Here is a 17,003-nt window from a genome sequence, read left to right on the forward strand (position 1 = left end):
GGGTTAGGCCAAAAGCCTAGCCCCTTTTCTTTGCCTATCGATGGCCATGGCGCACTGACACGACGGCGGGCTAGCCTGCGACCACGCGGATCAAGCCTTGCGAGGGCTCAGAAAGGCTTCGATCTGGGCGGCCGGTAGAGGGCGCGAAAACAGATAGCCTTGTCCGTAGGCGCATTCGAGATCGCTCAGCAACTGTCGTTGCACCTCGTCTTCGATGCCTTCGGCCACGACCTGCAAGTTCAATTCATGGCACATGGCCACGATCGCCCGGATCAGTGCCCGGTCACGTTCCTGCTCGACCATGTCGCGTACGAAAGCACTGTCTATCTTGACCGCGTCTACAGGAAAGTTCTTGAGATAGGAAAGCGACGAATACCCGGTGCCGAAATCATCCAGATAGACCTTGAACCCCAAGGCACGAACCGTTTTCAGCCAGGCGGCAACAGATTGGATCTCGCTCGCAAACAGGCTTTCCGTGATCTCCAAGACCAAGGATCCAGGCTCCAGCCCAAGGCGGCTGACGAGCTGACGCAGCCAATCCGGAGGAACACCGTCTGGAATCTGCCGCGTGGAGACATTCACCGAGGCATAGAGCGTCCAGCCCCGACGCTGCCAGTCGACGAGCTGGCGACAGGCCGTTTCGATGACCCAGGTGCCGATGGCCTGAATGAGTCCCGACGACTCGGCGATGGGAATGAAGGTCACGGGGCTGATGGCGCCAAGCTCGGGATGCTGCCAGCGCAACAGACATTCGACACCCTGGGGCTGGCCACTGGAGAGGTCCACGATGGGCTGGTAATAGAGTTCCAGCTCGCCACGCTCCAGCGCCTGTTTCAGATCCACTTCCAGACGATGGCGTTCGAACAGCTCGCGTCCCATGGCCTCGGTGAAGAAGCGGACTTGCCGTCCGCCATGCTCCTTGACCCGCGACATGGCGATCATGGCGTTGCGCAGCACGACCTCGACACCGTCGCCGTCATCGGGGAAGAGGCCGATACCAATGCTCACGCCAATCTCGGCATACGCCCCCTCTAGGGGAAAGGGTTGCGACAGGGTTTCGAGCAGCCGATAGGCCAGGCGTTCAGTCTCTTCATAGTCGGCTTGATCCACGATCATGAGCACGAACTCATCGCCACCGATCCGCGCGGCGGTGTCGATGTCACGAACCTCCGCCGTCAGCCGCGCGGCCACCTGTTGCAGCAGCCGGTCGCCACGGGTGTAACCCATGGTTTCATTGACCGCCTTGAACCTATCCAAACTGATGCACAAGAGGCTCAATCGGCGTCCATTATGTCGATGCTTCTTGAGCGCCATGTCGAGCCGCTCCAGGAGCAGGGAGCGATTGGCCAGCCCCGTCAATGCGTCATAGTTACCACGATCGCGGATTTCCCGTTCCGTCAGCTGGCGCCGTGCGATATTGCTCCATTGCGACACATAGCCGGTCACCTTGCCGTCATCGTCGCGAATCGCGGTGATCGTCTCCCACTGTGGAACGATGGAGCGATTTTTGTACCGGTTCCAGATTTCGCCTTCCCAGACGCCCTTGCTCAGCAACTCGCGCCAGAGTGTTTCGTAGAACTCGGGCGAGTGATGTCCCGACTTGAAGAGCCGTGGCGTTTGGCCGATCACCTCCTCGGCGGCATAACCCGTGATGTCGGTGAAGGCGCGATTGACCCGGCGGATCACGCCATCCGCATCGGTCAGGAGAATACCCTCGCTGCTCACCTCAAAGAGGGTGGCGGCCTCCTGCAATTGCTGGTTTTGACTCCGCAGGGCCTGTTGCAGGGCATGCAAGCGCAGATGGGTCTCGACCCTCGCCAGCACTTCATCGACCTGAAAGGGTTTGCTCACATAGTCGACCCCGCCTGCGGCGAAGGCCCGTACTTTGTCCTCCGCGTCGTGCAGGGCGCTGATGAAGATCACGGGCACGTCGCGGGTGAGCGGGTCAGATTTGAGCCGCTCGCAGACCTCATAGCCATTCATGCCGGGCATCATGATATCGAGCAAGATCAAATCCGGCACTTCGGACAGGGCCGCGCGCACGGCCAGTTCGCCACAGGAGAGCGGACGAACCTCGTAGCGCTCGGCGGAGAAAATGGACTTGAGGACTCTGAGATTTTCCGGAATATCGTCGACGAGCAAAATGCTGACGGGCTTGTTCTCGGCCATTCGTTATGCCTCTCGCTTCTGGGCCGCGATCCAGTCCAGAACGCGCTGATAGTCATAGTATTCGATCCAATGCCGCAGATGCTCGCTCAGCACTGCGTTCTGCTCGGGCAATTCCGCCAAGAGTTCGATGGCCCGATCCGGTTTGGCGCGAATGATGGTGTGTTCCAACGCCGAGAGCCAGGCTGGCGGGAGCGGGCCGCCCGAGGGGGCTGGCGGCGCGTTGGCCGCGGAGATCGACGCGGCCCGCCCGGATCTCACCCAGAGCAGCGGCAGATGCGCCTGGAACACCTGAAAGAGCAGATTCCAGTCCAAGGGCTTGGAGAGGAAGTCACGGCAGCCGCAAGCCATGCATTCGAGACGGTCTTCCTCAAAGGCGCGTGCAGTGACGGCGACAATACACCGATTGCGTTCACCAGGTCGGGAGAGGATGGTGTGCGTGGCCGTCGGACCGTCGAGATTCGGCATCACCATATCCATGAGAATCAAATCGAAATCCGACTCAGCGGTCATCGCCACCGCGTGCTGGCCATCGATCGCCGAGGTGACGCTAAAGCCCAAGGGCTCCAACTGGCGCTCAAGCAAGAGGCGATTGGTCGGTTCGTCATCCACCACGAGGATGCGCAATGGCTGGTGCCGACCATCGGTGCGCCGATAGCCATCGAACATGGCGGCATCGGGCACCAAGGCCGGCGCTGGAAGCTCCGACTCAAGCATAGGCGCGGGAATCGAAAGGGTCACGCAAGTGCCGCGCCCTTCCTCGCTGTCCAACTCGATGCGCCCCCCCATATTGGCCACCAGCGAGCGGCTGATGGTCAGGCCCAGGCCCGTGCCTTGCTGTTTATGGCGCCCTTCGCCAGCCTGAACGAAAGGCTCAAACACCGCCTCACGCATGGCGGCGCGAATGCCAATGCCGGTATCGGCCACCTGAATGATCAGGGCTCCCGCCTGATAATCGGCCTCCAGACTGACCTCTCCCTGCTCGGTGAATTTCACCGCATTGCCGAGCACATTCATGCAAATCTGCCGCAGGCGCTTGGCATCCACCTCCACGCTCGCGGGCAAGATCCCTTCTCGATAGCGGAAGGCGACCCGCTTTTCCTCGGCGCGTAACTGGAAGGGCTCGCACAACTCCCTCACCACCTCTTGTAACCGACAAGGAGCCGGCGAGCATTCCAGGTAACCGGCCTCGATCTTCGCCAGATCCAGGACATCGTTGATCAGCTTGAGCAAATGATCGCCGCTGCGTTTGATGATACCAATGCTCTCCCGCTGCATCTCGGTGAGCGTAGCCTCGCGTTCGAGGATCTGCGCATACCCGAGAACGACATTCAGCGGGGTCCGCAATTCATGGCTCATGTTCGCGAGAAATGCGCTCTTCGCCTGATTGGCGCTTTCCGCGGCCTCCTTGGCGAGGCGCAGCTCTTCAGCGGCCAGCTTGCGCTCGGTGATGTCCTCGACAATACCTTCGATCGAAGCAAAGTTGCCCGCGTCATCCTTGGCCGGTCTGGAAATCACTAAGAGTGTGCCGACTTGACCATCCGGTCGATTGAACTCGATTTCCCAGGGCGGCAGCGCCTCGCCACTCTGCAGCATGCAGGTAATCTTCCCCCAGGCGCGCTCAAGGGATTCTGGCAGCCAGTCGATGATTTCCGCGAAACTTTGCCCGATGCATTGGGCTTGAGTCAGACCGAATACCCGTTCGACGTTCTTGCTCACATTGGTGAATATCCCGGCCTTGTCATGAGCATAGACAACAAGCTGACCGCCGATGTCATCGATCAAACGCTGATACTTGGCGTGGCTTTGACGCAAGGCGATCTCGGCCTCTTTACGGTCGGTGAAGTCGCGCGTCACCATCGTGACGCCAATGAAGTCCCCCCTGTCGTCATAACGCGCTGAAACGCTGGCATTGGACCAGCGCCCACCCTCTGGCAGCGGTATGAAATATTCGAATTGTTGCGCGCCCTGGCCGCGAATGGTTTTGATGGCGTCATCCAGTTTCGCGTAGAGCGCTGGCGGCATCACCTCAGAACAGGGCTTGCCCAGGAATTGCGCGGGAGGCATCCACAGACGCCGCTCATCTTGATAGTAGACATCGATAAAGCGCTGTTCGGTATCGAGCACGAAGACCAGATCCTCCATCGAAGCCAAGATGGAGCGCAGGCGCTCCCCGGTTTCCTGTAATTGCCGCTCGGCGCCCTTGCGCTGTCTGATTTGACGGCTGAGCTGTTGGTTCCAATACAGGATCGCCAAAATGACCAGCACCCCTATACCGATCACTCGCCACAGCAAGCCGTAGTCGATTTCGCGCGTCGTGAGCACATCGCGCCACATCCATTTTTTATGAATCTCCAGGCGTTCCTCAGGAGTAATGGCGGCAATCGCGAGGTTGAGCAGGGGCACCAGGCGCGCGTCCTCCTTGCGCACCATGATTTGCAGCTTGAACATCAGGTCGGTGACACCGGACAGGAGCACCTCGTGGTCGTCGCGCTCAGCAATTTCTTGTTGCAAGACCGGTAGAATATCCACCGCCGCGAAGGCCTCGCCTGCGGCGACTGCGGCGATTGCGGCGCGGGTATCTCGCACCGGAAGAAACTCGATTTTGGGGTAGCGGGCCTTGAGCATGTGATAGGCGCTGTAATTCTTACCCACCGCCACAACTTGGCCTTGCAGAGCCGCGGCATCGGTGATGAAGCCACTCTCGCGACGCATGGCAATGGCAATGGGATAGTGTTCGCAACTGTTGCTGAACACCGCGTAGGCCTCGCGGCTACTGGTGCGGGTCGTGCTGGCAAAGATGTCCACCTCCCCCTGCTGCATGGATTGCAAGACTTCGGCAAAGTCCACCGGTTCCAGGGTGTCTTCCTTTAGCCCCAGCTTATTTTTGACCAGTGACCAGTAGTCCTCGCTAATCCCCACCACCCGGCCATCGTTGCCGATGAAATTCAATGGCGGCCAACCCCGAGCCGTGGCACGCCGAAAGACCCTGGTATCAAGGTAGGCGCGCTCCCGCGCTGACAGCTGAAGACGTTCATCGCTGCCAGGTTCAGGCACACCCAGCCAGGTCTGTCTGATACGCTCCCGCTCCCACAGGGGAATGTTCTCCAGTGCCTTGTTGAGGATACTCACCAGCAGCGGCCAATCCTTGCGTATCGACATCAGCACCGGGTGTCGGCTCGACTCGATGAATCCGGAGATCTTGAAACCGAGGAGGCTGTTTTGCTTGCGCCACCATTCCAGATCGATGCCGCCGATCAGGGCGTCGACCCGACCTTCCAGCAGTGCCTTTGCCAGATCCTCATTGGTTTCGAATCCGCTCGTCGTCACACCTGGCACCGACGCGATGAGATGCTCGACAAACTTCATCCCAGACAGATAACCGACACGCTTGCCGGCGAGCGCGTCGAGCCGTTGCACGGGCTCCGCATCGCGACGGACATAGATATGAAAATAGCCGTGATAGAAGGGTCTGGTATAGAGAAAATATCGATCCCAGGTGGGGTTGGGGGCGGATGAGGCCAGTCCGTCGAGTTCCCCGCGCATCGCCTGTTCCGTGACCGCGCTCCAATCATGTTCCACATGCAGCTCGAGGCGCCCCCCCAACTGTCGGTTGATCAGGTCGAAGTAATCGACAACCAGGCCAGCGCGACTCCCGTCGGGGCCGAGGATGATATCCGGCTGGAATTGATCACTGATCCCGAGCAGGATCCTCGGGTGCCCCGCCAACCAGTCGCGCTCCTCGTCGCTGAGGTCGAGCCTTGGCATGTGCGACGTTGGCAGACCACCCCATTTGTCCAGGATCGCATCAATCTCCCGCGCGCCGATCGCCGCCAGCGCCTTGTCGATGATGCTGAGCAGCTCGGGATATTCTTTGCGAATGGAATAGCGCAGCTCTACCTCGCTGCCGGGGACGCTAAAGGCGATGCCGAGACCGGGAAACAGATCTTCGCGAATGGTCAGCAGCAGACTGATGCTCGAGATGGCCGCGTCCACTTCGCCCTTGAGCAATGCCGTGGCGATCACCTGATTCGAGGAAAAGGACACCGGCACGATCTCCGGCCAGCGTTGAAGTGTCTTGAACTCGGCCAGGTTGCCGTCCAGATAGCCGACGCGTTGACCGGACAGATCCTCCATGCGCGTCACGGAGGCGCCGTCGCGCGCGTAGACATAGCGCGAGAGGCGGAAAGGACTCTTGCTGAATAGAAAGGTATCAGCCCGTTCGGGATGCTTGGCCGACAATGCCAGACCGTACAGCTCGCCCTGCTCGGCTTGGCGGACCATCTCCGACCACTCCCCCAAGACAAGACGGATATTGGCGCCGGTCAGCGCCTTGATGCGTGCCAGAATGTCAGGCTCGATGCCGACGACCTCGCCACGACTAGTCGTCTGTACGTAAGGCGTCCAGGTTCGCGCCGTGCCAATGAGGATCTCCGGGTTGGCCGCCAGCCAGGCGCGCTCCTCGGGACTCAGCTCGACGGTGGGCTCGCGCGCTGCTTCGGCAACGCATGTCCAGGCCAAGCTGAAAAGGACAACAAGACAGAGCGCCCAACCAATCTTCTTGTATCGATCCTGTCTGATCATGGATTTGCCGAAGTTTTCGCGCTGGGGAACCAGCCGCCCCTGATCAGTTTGCCGGGGCAGCGCTTGGTGCGAATTCGGAGGACAATTCAATTGATTGCTAAAGCCCGTCGGAGAAATCGAATAGAAGACAGCGCCTAGACACTTGCCGGTAAGCGCCGCCCCAATACTGCGCACATCGCTCAGCGCAACAAATCGGCGCGGAGGTAGCGCAGTATTGGGCCGGCTAGATAAGACGTTAAGACTCAAAGAAATCCTAGTGCCCGCCAATAGCAAAAATATAGATGTGGGTATCGTCGAATTTATAGACCGGCCTGTCCTTCCGGCTTTAGCCAATATAGACCCGAGTCGGTAGGCTGGGCAAAGTCCGCGCTCTGGGATCGAGCGCAACCTCGACGCCAGACGGACGTGCCCATCTCGCAAGACGCTGAGCTGGGATGTTGTTTCCCGGAAATCGCCTTACAGCCAGTAGGATCGCGGAAATCTCGATCTCGCCGATCGCGACTCGCCGCGGCCGTTCCCGCACCTGCGGCGTGTGATGGCCGAATCGCTGAGCACCTCGAATGCGATGGCGACGCACTGATCGCAACGGCGGGCGCTCAATCCTGACGACTCAGGCCTTGGCCCGCCTGAGGTTGACGCCCGTCTCCGGATGAAAGAAGTGCAGCGCGGAGAACGCGAGATCGAGACTGAGCGCTCGCCCCTCTTGGACCGGCGCATCGGGGTCCAATCGCGCGATGAGCCGAAGCCCGCCGCCGGCCCCCTTGGCGCCGGACTCCAGCAAGGCCTGCGGCAGCTCTAGATCGGTGTCACCGAGGTCCAGGTGGACGTAGAGTTCGGAGCCGAGCCATTCGACGAGGTCGACCTGTCCGGTCAGGGCCGCACCCAGTCCCGCATCATCCGTCGGCACCAGCGACTCGGGGCGAATGCCGACGATCACGGGGCCATTCTGAATCTGGATCGCGGCTCGCTCATCGGCCGTCAGTGACCGCTCGGTCGTTGGCAAGCGCAGCCGGTCGGGGGTGATGACAGCGGGCAGCAGATTCATCGGCGGTGTGCCGATGAAGCCCGCGACGAAGAGATTCGCCGGTTGAGCATAGAGCGCACGCGGCGTTCCGACTTGCTGCACCTCGCCGCCGCGCAGAATAGCGACACGGTCGCCCAGGGTCATGGCCTCGGTCTGGTCGTGGGTGACATAGAGGGTGGTGGTCCCGAGGCGGCGCTGCAGGCGCGCTAGCTCGGCCCGCATCTGACCGCGGAACTGGGCGTCGAGATTGGAGAGCGGCTCGTCGAGCAGGAAGACCTTGGGCCGTCGGACGATGGCCCGCCCCATGGCCACACGCTGGCGCTGGCCGCCGGAAAGGGTCTCGGGCTTGCGGTCCAGCAAGGCAGAGAGCCCAAGCAGATCGGCGACCTCGCGAACCCGAGCGTCGGCCTCTGCGGCGGGCAGCTTCGCGAGCTTGAGCGGAAAGGCGATGTTCTCGCGCACGCTCATGTGCGGATAGATGGCATAGCTCTGAAAGACCATCGCCATATCGCGATCCTTGGGATCGACACCCCGCAGCGACCGACCATCCAACCGCAAGTCCCCGCCGGTCATCTCCTCCAGTCCTACGATGATGTTGAGCAGGGTCGACTTTCCGCAACCGGATGGTCCCACCAGAATGAAGAGTTCACCGTCGCGGATGGTGAAAGAGGCATCGCGAACCGCCAAGGTCCCATCCGCAAACCGCTTCGTCACGCCATCTAGTACCATTTCAGCCATCCGACCTCCTGATCAATGCAGTCAGCCCGAGCCCCGGCCCACCGACAACTGACAACTGACAACTGAAACCTCCCCTCACCCCTTCACCGCCCCAGCCGTCAGCCCGGCCACAATGCGTCGCTGAAACAGCAGAATCAGCACGACCACTGGAATGGTCACGACAACGGAAGCCGCTGCGATGGAGCCCGTCGGCTGCTCAAAGCGCGAGGCGCCGGTGAAGAAGGCGATGGCGGCCGGCACGGTGCGCGAGCTGGTCGTCGAGGTCAGCGCGGCGGCGAAGAGAAAGTCGTTCCAGGCGAAGATGAAGACCAGGATGGCGGAGGCGAAGACACCGGGGGCGACCAAGGGCAGGATGACGTGCCGGAAGGCGCCCAGGCGCGTCGCGCCGTCGACGCGGGCGGCCTGCTCCAGCTCCCAGGGGATCTCGCGGAAGAAGGCGGAGATGGTCCAGATGGCAAGCGGCAGCGTCAGGGTGATGTAGGGGATGATGAGTCCCAGCCAGGTATCGAAGAGCCCCAGCAGACGCCAGAGGTCGAACAAGGGGCCAATGATGGCGATGGGCGGGAACATGGCGACGGCGAGCGCCCCGACCAGGATCGCCTGACGGCCGGGAAAGCTCAAGCGCACGATGGCGTAGGCCGCCAGGGTCGCGAGCGTCACCGAGATGCCGGTCGCGATGAGGCCGATGCCGAGCGAGTTGCCCAAGGCCGCCGGAAACTGCGGATCCCGAAAGACGGCGGCGTAGTGCTCCAGGCTGATCGAGCGCGGGAAGAAGTGCCCGTCCGTCAGCGTACTGGCCGGCTTGAGCGAGAGCGACGTCAGCCAAGCAACCGGCAGCAGCGCATAGGCAATGAGAATGACCACGGTGAAGCGCCAGAAGAGGCGCTCGGCCCAAGCGCTATCCGCGCGGATTGGCTGTCCGCTCATACCTGCCTCCCGGCGCGCCCCAGGACACCGGCACCGAGCAAGCGAACATAGACGAGTGCGATGAGGATGGTCCCGACAAAGATCAGGACGGACACGGCCGCGCCCAGACCGAGATTCAGCCGGGCGATCAGCGTCTGGTAGGCCAGGATAGACAGCGTCTCCGTGTCTTGGGCGCCGCGCGTCTGCACGTAGACGGTGTCGAAGATGCGGAAGGCGTCGAGCGTGCGAAACAGCAGGGCAACCAGGATGGCCGGCCTCATCAGCGGCAGCGTGATGTGCGCCAGCCGCTGCCAGGCGCTGGCCCCGTCGACACGCGCGGCGCGGATCAGATCCACGGGCACCAGGGTCAGGCCGGCGAGCAGCAGCAGGGCAACGAAGGGGGTCGTCTTCCAGATCTCGGTCGCGATGATGACGAAGAAGGCCGACCAGCGCTCCGAGAGCCAGGCTTGATCCAGACCGAGCAAGGCGTTGACGAAGCCGGTCGTGGGATCGAAGGCGAAGCGCCAGCCCAGGGCGGCGACCACGGTGATGATGGCATAGGGCACCAAGGAGGCCGTGCGCACGGCGATGCGCCCGACGACGGCGCGATGCATCACCAGGGCCAGGCCAAAGCCCAGCAGTAGCTCGACGGCGACCGAGCCGGCCGTGATCAGCAGCGTGTTGAAGAGCGATCGCCACCAGACCTCGGAGGTCAGTACGCTCGCATAGTTGGCCAGCCCGACGAAGGCCTGCTGATCGGGAAAGCGCAGATCGTAGCGGTGCAGCGACAGCCAGACGGCATAGCCAATGGGATAGGCGGTCACCAAGAGCATCGCCAGCACCGCCGGCGCGCAGAGCAACCAAGCGAGGCGGCGCTCATCCAGTGCTTGGCGGCTCATAGCAGCTATTCCGCTCACAGCAGGCCCTCCGAGTGCAGGGCGCGCTCCACGGCCCGCCGCAGCCGCGCAACATCGCGCTCAGGGTCGATCTCGCGCAGCGGGTGCAGGGTGCGGCTGATGGCGATGGAGAGATCGCTGTAGACGGGCGTGGTTGGACGCTGAACCGCGTCCGCCAAGGTCGCGCGCAGGACATCCGCGAAGGGGAAGATCGCGCGGATCTCGGCATCGTCGTACAAGGCGGAGAGGGTTGGCGGCAACCCACCCAGGCGCGCGGCCAGGCGCTGATTCTCCTCGGACACCAGACAGCTCGCCGCCTCGAATGCCAGCTTGGGATGACGGCTGTTGGCACCCACGCCAAGGTTGATGCCGCCAATGGTGACGCGGCTCGTCATCGCGGGGTCGACGGCCGGCCAGCGCGCCCAACCCATGTGCTCGGCGACCTCGGGCGCATTGGCGTGGGCGCTCGGCCAGACGTAGCTGTAGTTGAGCATGAAGGCCGAACGACCGCTCTCGAAGGCGAGCCGGCACTGGTCCTCGCGGCTGCTCGCGAGGGATGGATCCGACGCCGACGAGCGCGCCAGGCGCCGCATCACCTCAAGTGCCTTGCGCGTAGGTTCCGGCTCGAGGGAGACCTGCTGGCCGCTCTCATCGAGGACGGCCCCGCCAGCGGAGGCGAGGAGCGAGACGAAGAAGACGGTCAGCCCCTCGTAGCGCTCGCCTTGCGCCTGAATCAGACCGCCCTCCCCGATCGACTCGGCCTGGTCGATCATGGCATCCCAGGTGGTCGGCGGCGTCGGCGCACGGTCGGTGCGGTACCAGAGGAGCTGGGTATTGGTGGTGAAGGGGGCGGCCCAGAGACGGTCGTCATAAGCGCCGCTCGCCACCGGCCCGGCGATGCGCCCGTCGAGCACGGCCCGCGCGCGGTCGTCCGGCCAAGGCAGGATCCAGCCGGCCTCGGCAAACTCGGCGGTCCAGATGACGTCCATCCCGATGAGGTCGATATCCTTGTCGCCGGCGGCCAGGCGCCGGACGAGCAGCTCGCGCTGGAGGTCGGCATCGGTCGGCAGAGAGGCCAGCTCAAGGCGATAGCGACCCTCCGATAGCGCCGTGCAGCGGCGTGCAGCCTCCTCGAAGGCGCCGGACTGCTCCTTGAAGACATACCAGCGCAGCGTCGGTAGGTCGTCAGATTCGGAGCCATCGCAGCCTGCGAGCGCAACCACGGCAAGGGCGAGGAAGACGGCGGGAGGAGCCAGCATCTCGTCGCCCTATCTAGCCAGGCTTCGCATCAGACCGACGCGTCATGCCATCGGGATCGGTATCGCCATCGTTGGTTCGATACCGATCCTGATACCGATACCGATACCGATACCGATACCGATACCGATACCGACGGGATTGGATGGTCGGACGCTTCATCGAAATTTGACTCATCTGCAAGCATTTTGCGCCCTCAAGGATTCTAGGGACGCAATGACCAAGCGCGCACGCGTCGGGTGGATGAGCGCGGCCAAATCCACCGGCCGCGCTGCTCCTCCACCCTAGGACGCCTGAAGCATCGCCAATGCGGGCGCCTGGATTGCACATGCCATGACCTTAGAAGGCCTGAACACAAGGGTCAACCTCCCCCGCGCGCTTCAGTCCGCGGTCGTCATTGCCGGCGACGAAAACCGCAGGCGCACCAGGATGCAGCCGAAGAAGAGCAGAATGTTGATGATGCCGACGAGCACGAAGGGCGCACGTGGGTCGATAGCGTCGAAGATGCGCCCGCCAACAGCGGTGATGAGCAGGATACCGATGGCGCCCGCGACATTGAAGGCGCTTAGCACCGAGCCGCGCTTGGCGGCCGGCGCCTCTTGTCCGATCAGCGACTGGGCACCCAGATAGACGCTGATCTGGCCGATGCCCAGCAGGATGTAGAACACCATGCCCGTTCCTGGCATGGGATCGACCAGCCAGATCACCGAGAGATTGCCGATGGCAGCCAGCACCATCGACAAGGCCAAGCCGCTGACGCGGTCCATGCGGTCCATGATCGGACCCATGATCGGCGCCCACACCAGGGCGGCGACCTGGGCGAGCACGAAGATGATGGTGCCGTTCTTGACCGCCTCCGCAGTCTCCATCCCTGCAGCGAGCCCTGCGGTGGTCCCCCAGAGGATGAGGAAGGTCGCGTTGACCGACTGATCCCCGCGCGCGATGAAGGCGGCCGCGTAAGAGAGCAGCACGCGCGGATTGCGGGCGTGACTGAAGCCGCTCAGGAAGAGATCACGCACGCTCGGGCGCTCCTCGCGGCGCACGGGGATGCCCTTCTGCAGCCCCAGGAAGACCAGGACTGCGACGGTGATGGCGAGCGCGGCCACGGCATAGTGGGTGTAGTAACCCGCCTGGACGCCATCCATGCCGCGCTCGATCAAGGCCTTTGGCAAGGCCCCGAAGCCCTGATTGGTAAAGACGATGCCAAGCCCGCTCAGCAGACCAACGATGGCGACGAGCTTGCCGCGCGAACGCTCCGCCGGATAGTCCGCCAATACGGTGGAAAGCCCAGCGGCGATGGTGACCACGCCCAGCGCATAGACGAAGCGGTAGGCGTAGAGGTCATCCACCCCGGCGGCGTTCGGGTAGAGCAGATAGGTCGCGGCCAAGAGCAGGAAGCCGAGCGCGAAGATGCTCCTGCGGCCGATGCGATCGACGACGATGCCGACCGGGATAAAGAAGATCAAGGTGATGATCTCGGTCCAGAACACCAGGTCTCCGCTGATGGTGCCCTGCTCGGAGGTCGGGATGCCCAGATGCTCGTTGAGGATGTAGGTCTGACCGATGGAGATGAAGGTCATCAGGCCGATGGAGAAGAAGGCGCCAAGCAGCAGGGTCCAGCCCTGCAAGCGCGTCACCGTCGGGGCGAGATGGATCGGGCCGATCCGGTAGGTTCGGTCAAGGTCAGACATAGGGGCTCGTCTCTGGGCCGTTGGCCGTTCGTTCTTGGATGGATAGCGTGAAGGGCGCGATTATTCCATCACTTGCGCCTCGCGCCTACTCGGACGCCGAGAATCCTGAGACGAAGATGGCGACTCAAGGCACCTGAGTCGCGTCAGATGTCGGGTGCCCGCTAGAATCCTTGGGGGCGCAAAAGGCCGTCGGGATCGGGATCGGGATCGGGATCGGGATCGGGATCGAACCGACGATAGCGATCCCGATGGCATGACGCGTCGATCTGAGGCGAAGCCTCGCTAGGTGTATCAGCAAACATCCCCGACCGTGCGAGACAAAAAGGCCCAGCAATTCGCACAGTCTTGGCAATCGCGATGGCTGACGCGGGTCACTCTTGGTCCTGACGCCGCCCGGAAGCGGTCACGAATTGCCAAAGACGACGCCCCGGCGACAGGCGCGGTGAGCCGGGGAGCACCCCTTTTTCGAGGAAGAAAGGTGCATAGCTCATGTCCTCGGTCAGGATGTGTTTGGTCAGCCACATCTTGAGAAAGTGCAAGAGTTCGAAGCTCAGGCCCTTCTTGCCGCTGAGCAGCTTGTCCTGTAGCGCTTCCACCTCGTGAATCAGCTCCTCATGGCGGGCCTTGTGCTCCCCATAGCCTGGATAGCCCAGCACCCGCATAAGACTCTCCTCAACGGCGAAGTGGATTTTGGTGTAGTCCACCAGCTCCTTGAGGATCGCCTGGCTCGCATCACTGCCATGATGGCTGTGAATTGCCTCGTTGATCTGGTTCAGCAGATCAACGAGCACGCGATGCTGATCGTCGATCTCCTGGATGCCGACGCTGAGATCCTGGCTCCATTCGATCAACGGCGGCAGACTTTCATCGTGCTGGCTCATGCTGAGTGGTCCTCTGACGGTTCAACTGATCCTTCTTGAGTTCGATCCAGTGCGGCGCTGGGCGCGCCGAGCCACTTCCAGCGGGATCGCCCCAAAGCATACCGACAGCGGACAAGCCGTACTATTGCCAAGGTCGGCTCGAGTTCACAGATTGAATGCGATCAGAGGAAGATCCGCCGAACGGCAGCGGTTTGCCCGTGGCCGCGACAGAGCTCAGACAGAAAAAAAGCCGCTCGAAGGAAATGAGCGGCTTTCTAAGGAGGAGTGGATGATTTCGCGAGGAGGAGGTTATCAACCCCGACTGCCGAGTGAACATGCGATTTCGCAATTCAACGAGAAAACCACCCCATTGTGTATCCCATTCGCACCATCGAATCAGCCGGGTGTCGGCAGCCCAAGCTCCTCCCAGAGCCGGACGACTGGCTTTGACTGATTCATGGTGTAGAAGTGCAGCCCTGGCGCCCCGCCATCGATGAGTTGACGGCAGAGGCTAGCGACCACCTCGTGACCAAAGGCGCGGATACTCTCGACGTCGTCTCCGTAGCCCTCGAGCCGACGGCGAACCCAGCGTGGGATCTCCGCCCCGCACGCATCCGAGAAACGCGCCAACTGGGTGTAGTTGGTGATCGGCATGATGCCCGGGATGATAGGCAGATCGATCCCAACCTTGTGGCAGCTCTCGAGGAAACCGAAGTAGGCGTCGGCATTGTAGAAGTACTGCGTGATGGCGCCATCCGCGCCCGCATCCACCTTGCGCTTGAAGTTCTCGAGGTCCTGCGCCGGATTCCTCGATTGGGGGTGATACTCGGGATAGGCAGCGACCTCAATGAAGAAGGCGTCGCCGAATTCCGAGCGCACGAAGGTCACGAGTTCATTGGCATAGCGGAAATCCCCGCCATGCCCGCTGCCCATGCCAGACGGCATGTCCCCGCGCAGCGCGACCAGACGACGCATGCCCTGATCGCGGTAGCGCGCGAGGATCTCGCGCACCTCATCGCGCGTCGAGCCGATGCAGGCGAGATGCGGCGCGGTGTCGATCCCCTGGCTACGGAGCCAATCCACGGTCTCGAAGGTGCGCTCGCGGGTCGTGCCCCCGGCGCCGTAGGTGACCGAGAAATAGCGCGGCCCCACGGCGCTGAGGCGATCGATCTCGCGTTTGAGCTTCGCCATGCCCTCGGATGTCTTGGGCGGGAACAGCTCGACGCTGTAGATGGGTAATCGATGGGTATCAGTCGACATCTTGAGCCTCCAGCCTCCAGCCGCCAGCGACCAGCAGCCCTGATGGCGGCTTGGCTCGACACTGACGGCTGGAGACCCAGCTAGTCATCTGCCCTCCGCAGACGCAGGGTCTGCAGAGCGCTTCGATTCCAGCACTCCAGCCGAGCGCCGCAAGACGCTCGCTGAAGGCTGGCCGCTGGAAGCTGGCGGCTCCCTAGTACCGATAGTGCTCGGGCTTGTAGGGACCCTCGACACTGACGCCGATGTAGGCCGCCTGCGACTCCGAGAGCTTGGTCAGCTTGGCGCCGATCTTGCCGAGGTGCAGCCGCGCGACCTCCTCATCCAAGTGCTTGGGCAGCACATAGACGCCAATCGGATACTCCTCGGGCTTGGTGAAGATCTCGATCTGGGCCAGCACCTGGTTGGTGAAGCTGTTCGACATCACGAAGCTCGGATGGCCGGTCGCGCAACCCAGATTCACCAGACGCCCCTGGGCGAGCATGATGATGCGCTTGCCGTCCGGGAAGATGATGTGATCGACCTGGGGTTTGATCTCTTCCCACTCGTACTTGCTGACGCTGGCGATATCGATCTCGTTGTCGAAGTGACCGATGTTGCAGACGATGGCCTGGTCCTTCATGGCGGCCATGTGGTCGTGGGTGATGATGTCCTTGTTGCCGGTCGTGGTGACGAAGATATCGGCGAGCGGCGCGGCATCTTCCATGGTGACGACGCGAAAGCCTTCCATCGCTGCCTGCAGGGCACAGATGGGATCGATCTCGGAGATCCAGACAGTCGCGCCAAGCCCGCGCAGCGACTGGGCGCAACCCTTACCAACGTCGCCATAGCCGCAGACCATCGAGATCTTGCCCGCGATCATGACATCGGTCGCGCGCTTGATGCCGTCGACCAATGACTCGCGGCAGCCGTAAAGGTTGTCGAACTTGGACTTGGTGACCGAGTCGTTGACGTTGATGGCAGGGAACAGCAGGGTTCCCGCCTTCGCCATCTCGTAGAGACGATGCACGCCAGTGGTCGTCTCCTCGGTCACGCCCTTGATGTCTTGAGCAATCTTGTGCCAGTGCTCCTTGTCCTTGTCGAAGGTGCGGCCCAGCACGCCCAGCACGGCCGTCCACTCCTCGTTGTCGTCGGCGGTCGGCGCCGGAACCGCGCCGGCCTTTTCGTACTCAACACCCTTGTGGACCAAGAGCGTCGCATCGCCGCCGTCGTCCAAGATCATGTTGGGACCCTTGCCGTCGGGCCAGTTGAGTACCTGCTCGGTGCACCACCAGTATTCCTCGAGGCTCTCGCCCTTCCAGGCATAGACCGGAATGCCGGCGGCAGCCATGGCGGCGGCGGCATGATCTTGAGTCGAGAAGATGTTGCAGGAGCACCAGCGCACTTCGGCTCCGAGGGCGACCAGGGTCTCCATCAGTACCGCGGTCTGGATGGTCATGTGCAGACTGCCGGTGATGCGGGCGCCGGCGAGTGGCTTGGAGGCGCCGTACTTCTCGCGCAGGGCCATGAGACCCGGCATCTCGGTCTCGGCGATGTTCAACTCTTTGCGGCCAAACGCGGCCAGGGAAATATCGGCAACCTTGTAGTCGGTAAACTCACTCATGGTTGATCAGCTCCTGATGAA

General features: G+C 62.2%; 10 protein-coding genes. All 10 read right to left on the bottom strand.

All coding sequences use genetic code 11. The annotated features are described in order from the left end of the window. Nucleotides 1–90: 90 nt before the first annotated feature. Complete coding sequence (locus tag G3480_RS05480; protein ID WP_164652670.1) at nt 91–2,169, bottom strand: putative bifunctional diguanylate cyclase/phosphodiesterase; 2,079 nt, start codon at nt 2,167–2,169, stop codon at nt 91–93. 3 nt (nt 2,170–2,172) lie between these two features. Beyond that, nucleotides 2,173–6,687 carry a transporter substrate-binding domain-containing protein gene (locus tag G3480_RS05485; protein ID WP_164652671.1) on the bottom strand — a complete coding sequence of 1,505 codons (4,515 nt, stop codon included), beginning with the start codon at nt 6,685–6,687 and terminating at the stop codon, nt 2,173–2,175. A gap of 673 nt (nt 6,688–7,360) precedes the next feature. Then, nucleotides 7,361–8,512 (bottom strand): ABC transporter ATP-binding protein, encoded by a 1,152-nt coding sequence (locus G3480_RS05495; RefSeq protein WP_164652672.1) that lies wholly within the window; start codon nt 8,510–8,512, stop codon nt 7,361–7,363. A 75-nt stretch (nt 8,513–8,587) separates the two neighbouring features. Then, a complete protein-coding gene (locus G3480_RS05500; RefSeq protein ID WP_164652673.1) occupies nt 8,588–9,439 on the bottom strand; it encodes a carbohydrate ABC transporter permease in 852 nt (283 codons plus the stop codon). Next, nucleotides 9,436–10,317 carry a carbohydrate ABC transporter permease gene (locus tag G3480_RS05505; RefSeq protein WP_164652674.1) on the bottom strand — a complete coding sequence of 294 codons (882 nt, stop codon included), beginning with the start codon at nt 10,315–10,317 and terminating at the stop codon, nt 9,436–9,438. Before G3480_RS05505 ends, G3480_RS05500 begins: the two co-directional genes overlap by 4 nt. A 14-nt stretch (nt 10,318–10,331) precedes the next feature. Further along, the gene (locus G3480_RS05510; RefSeq protein WP_164652675.1) at nt 10,332–11,573 is read right to left on the bottom strand and encodes an ABC transporter substrate-binding protein; all 1,242 of its coding nucleotides are present in this window, start codon (nt 11,571–11,573) and stop codon (nt 10,332–10,334) included. Between the two features lie 378 nt (nt 11,574–11,951). Then, a complete protein-coding gene (locus tag G3480_RS05515; protein WP_164652676.1) occupies nt 11,952–13,262 on the bottom strand; it encodes an MFS transporter in 1,311 nt (436 codons plus the stop codon). Nucleotides 13,263–13,633: 371 nt separating this feature from the next. Next, nucleotides 13,634–14,143: a bacteriohemerythrin gene (locus tag G3480_RS05520; RefSeq protein ID WP_164652677.1), complete on the bottom strand. Its 510-nt coding sequence runs from the start codon at nt 14,141–14,143 to the stop codon at nt 13,634–13,636. Between the two features lie 375 nt (nt 14,144–14,518). Then, on the bottom strand, nt 14,519–15,382 hold the full coding sequence (gene metF, locus G3480_RS05525; RefSeq protein ID WP_164652678.1) for a methylenetetrahydrofolate reductase [NAD(P)H]: 864 nt from the start codon (nt 15,380–15,382) through the stop codon (nt 14,519–14,521). 193 nt (nt 15,383–15,575) lie between these two features. Beyond that, the gene (gene ahcY, locus G3480_RS05530) at nt 15,576–16,982 is read right to left on the bottom strand and encodes an adenosylhomocysteinase (RefSeq protein ID WP_164652679.1); all 1,407 of its coding nucleotides are present in this window, start codon (nt 16,980–16,982) and stop codon (nt 15,576–15,578) included. Between the last annotated feature and the right edge of the window lie 21 nt (nt 16,983–17,003).

Origin of the sequence: Thiorhodococcus mannitoliphagus, from assembly GCF_010915725.1 — a bacterium.
In the GTDB taxonomy this organism is placed as follows: Bacteria; Pseudomonadota; Gammaproteobacteria; order Chromatiales; family Chromatiaceae; genus Thiorhodococcus; species Thiorhodococcus mannitoliphagus.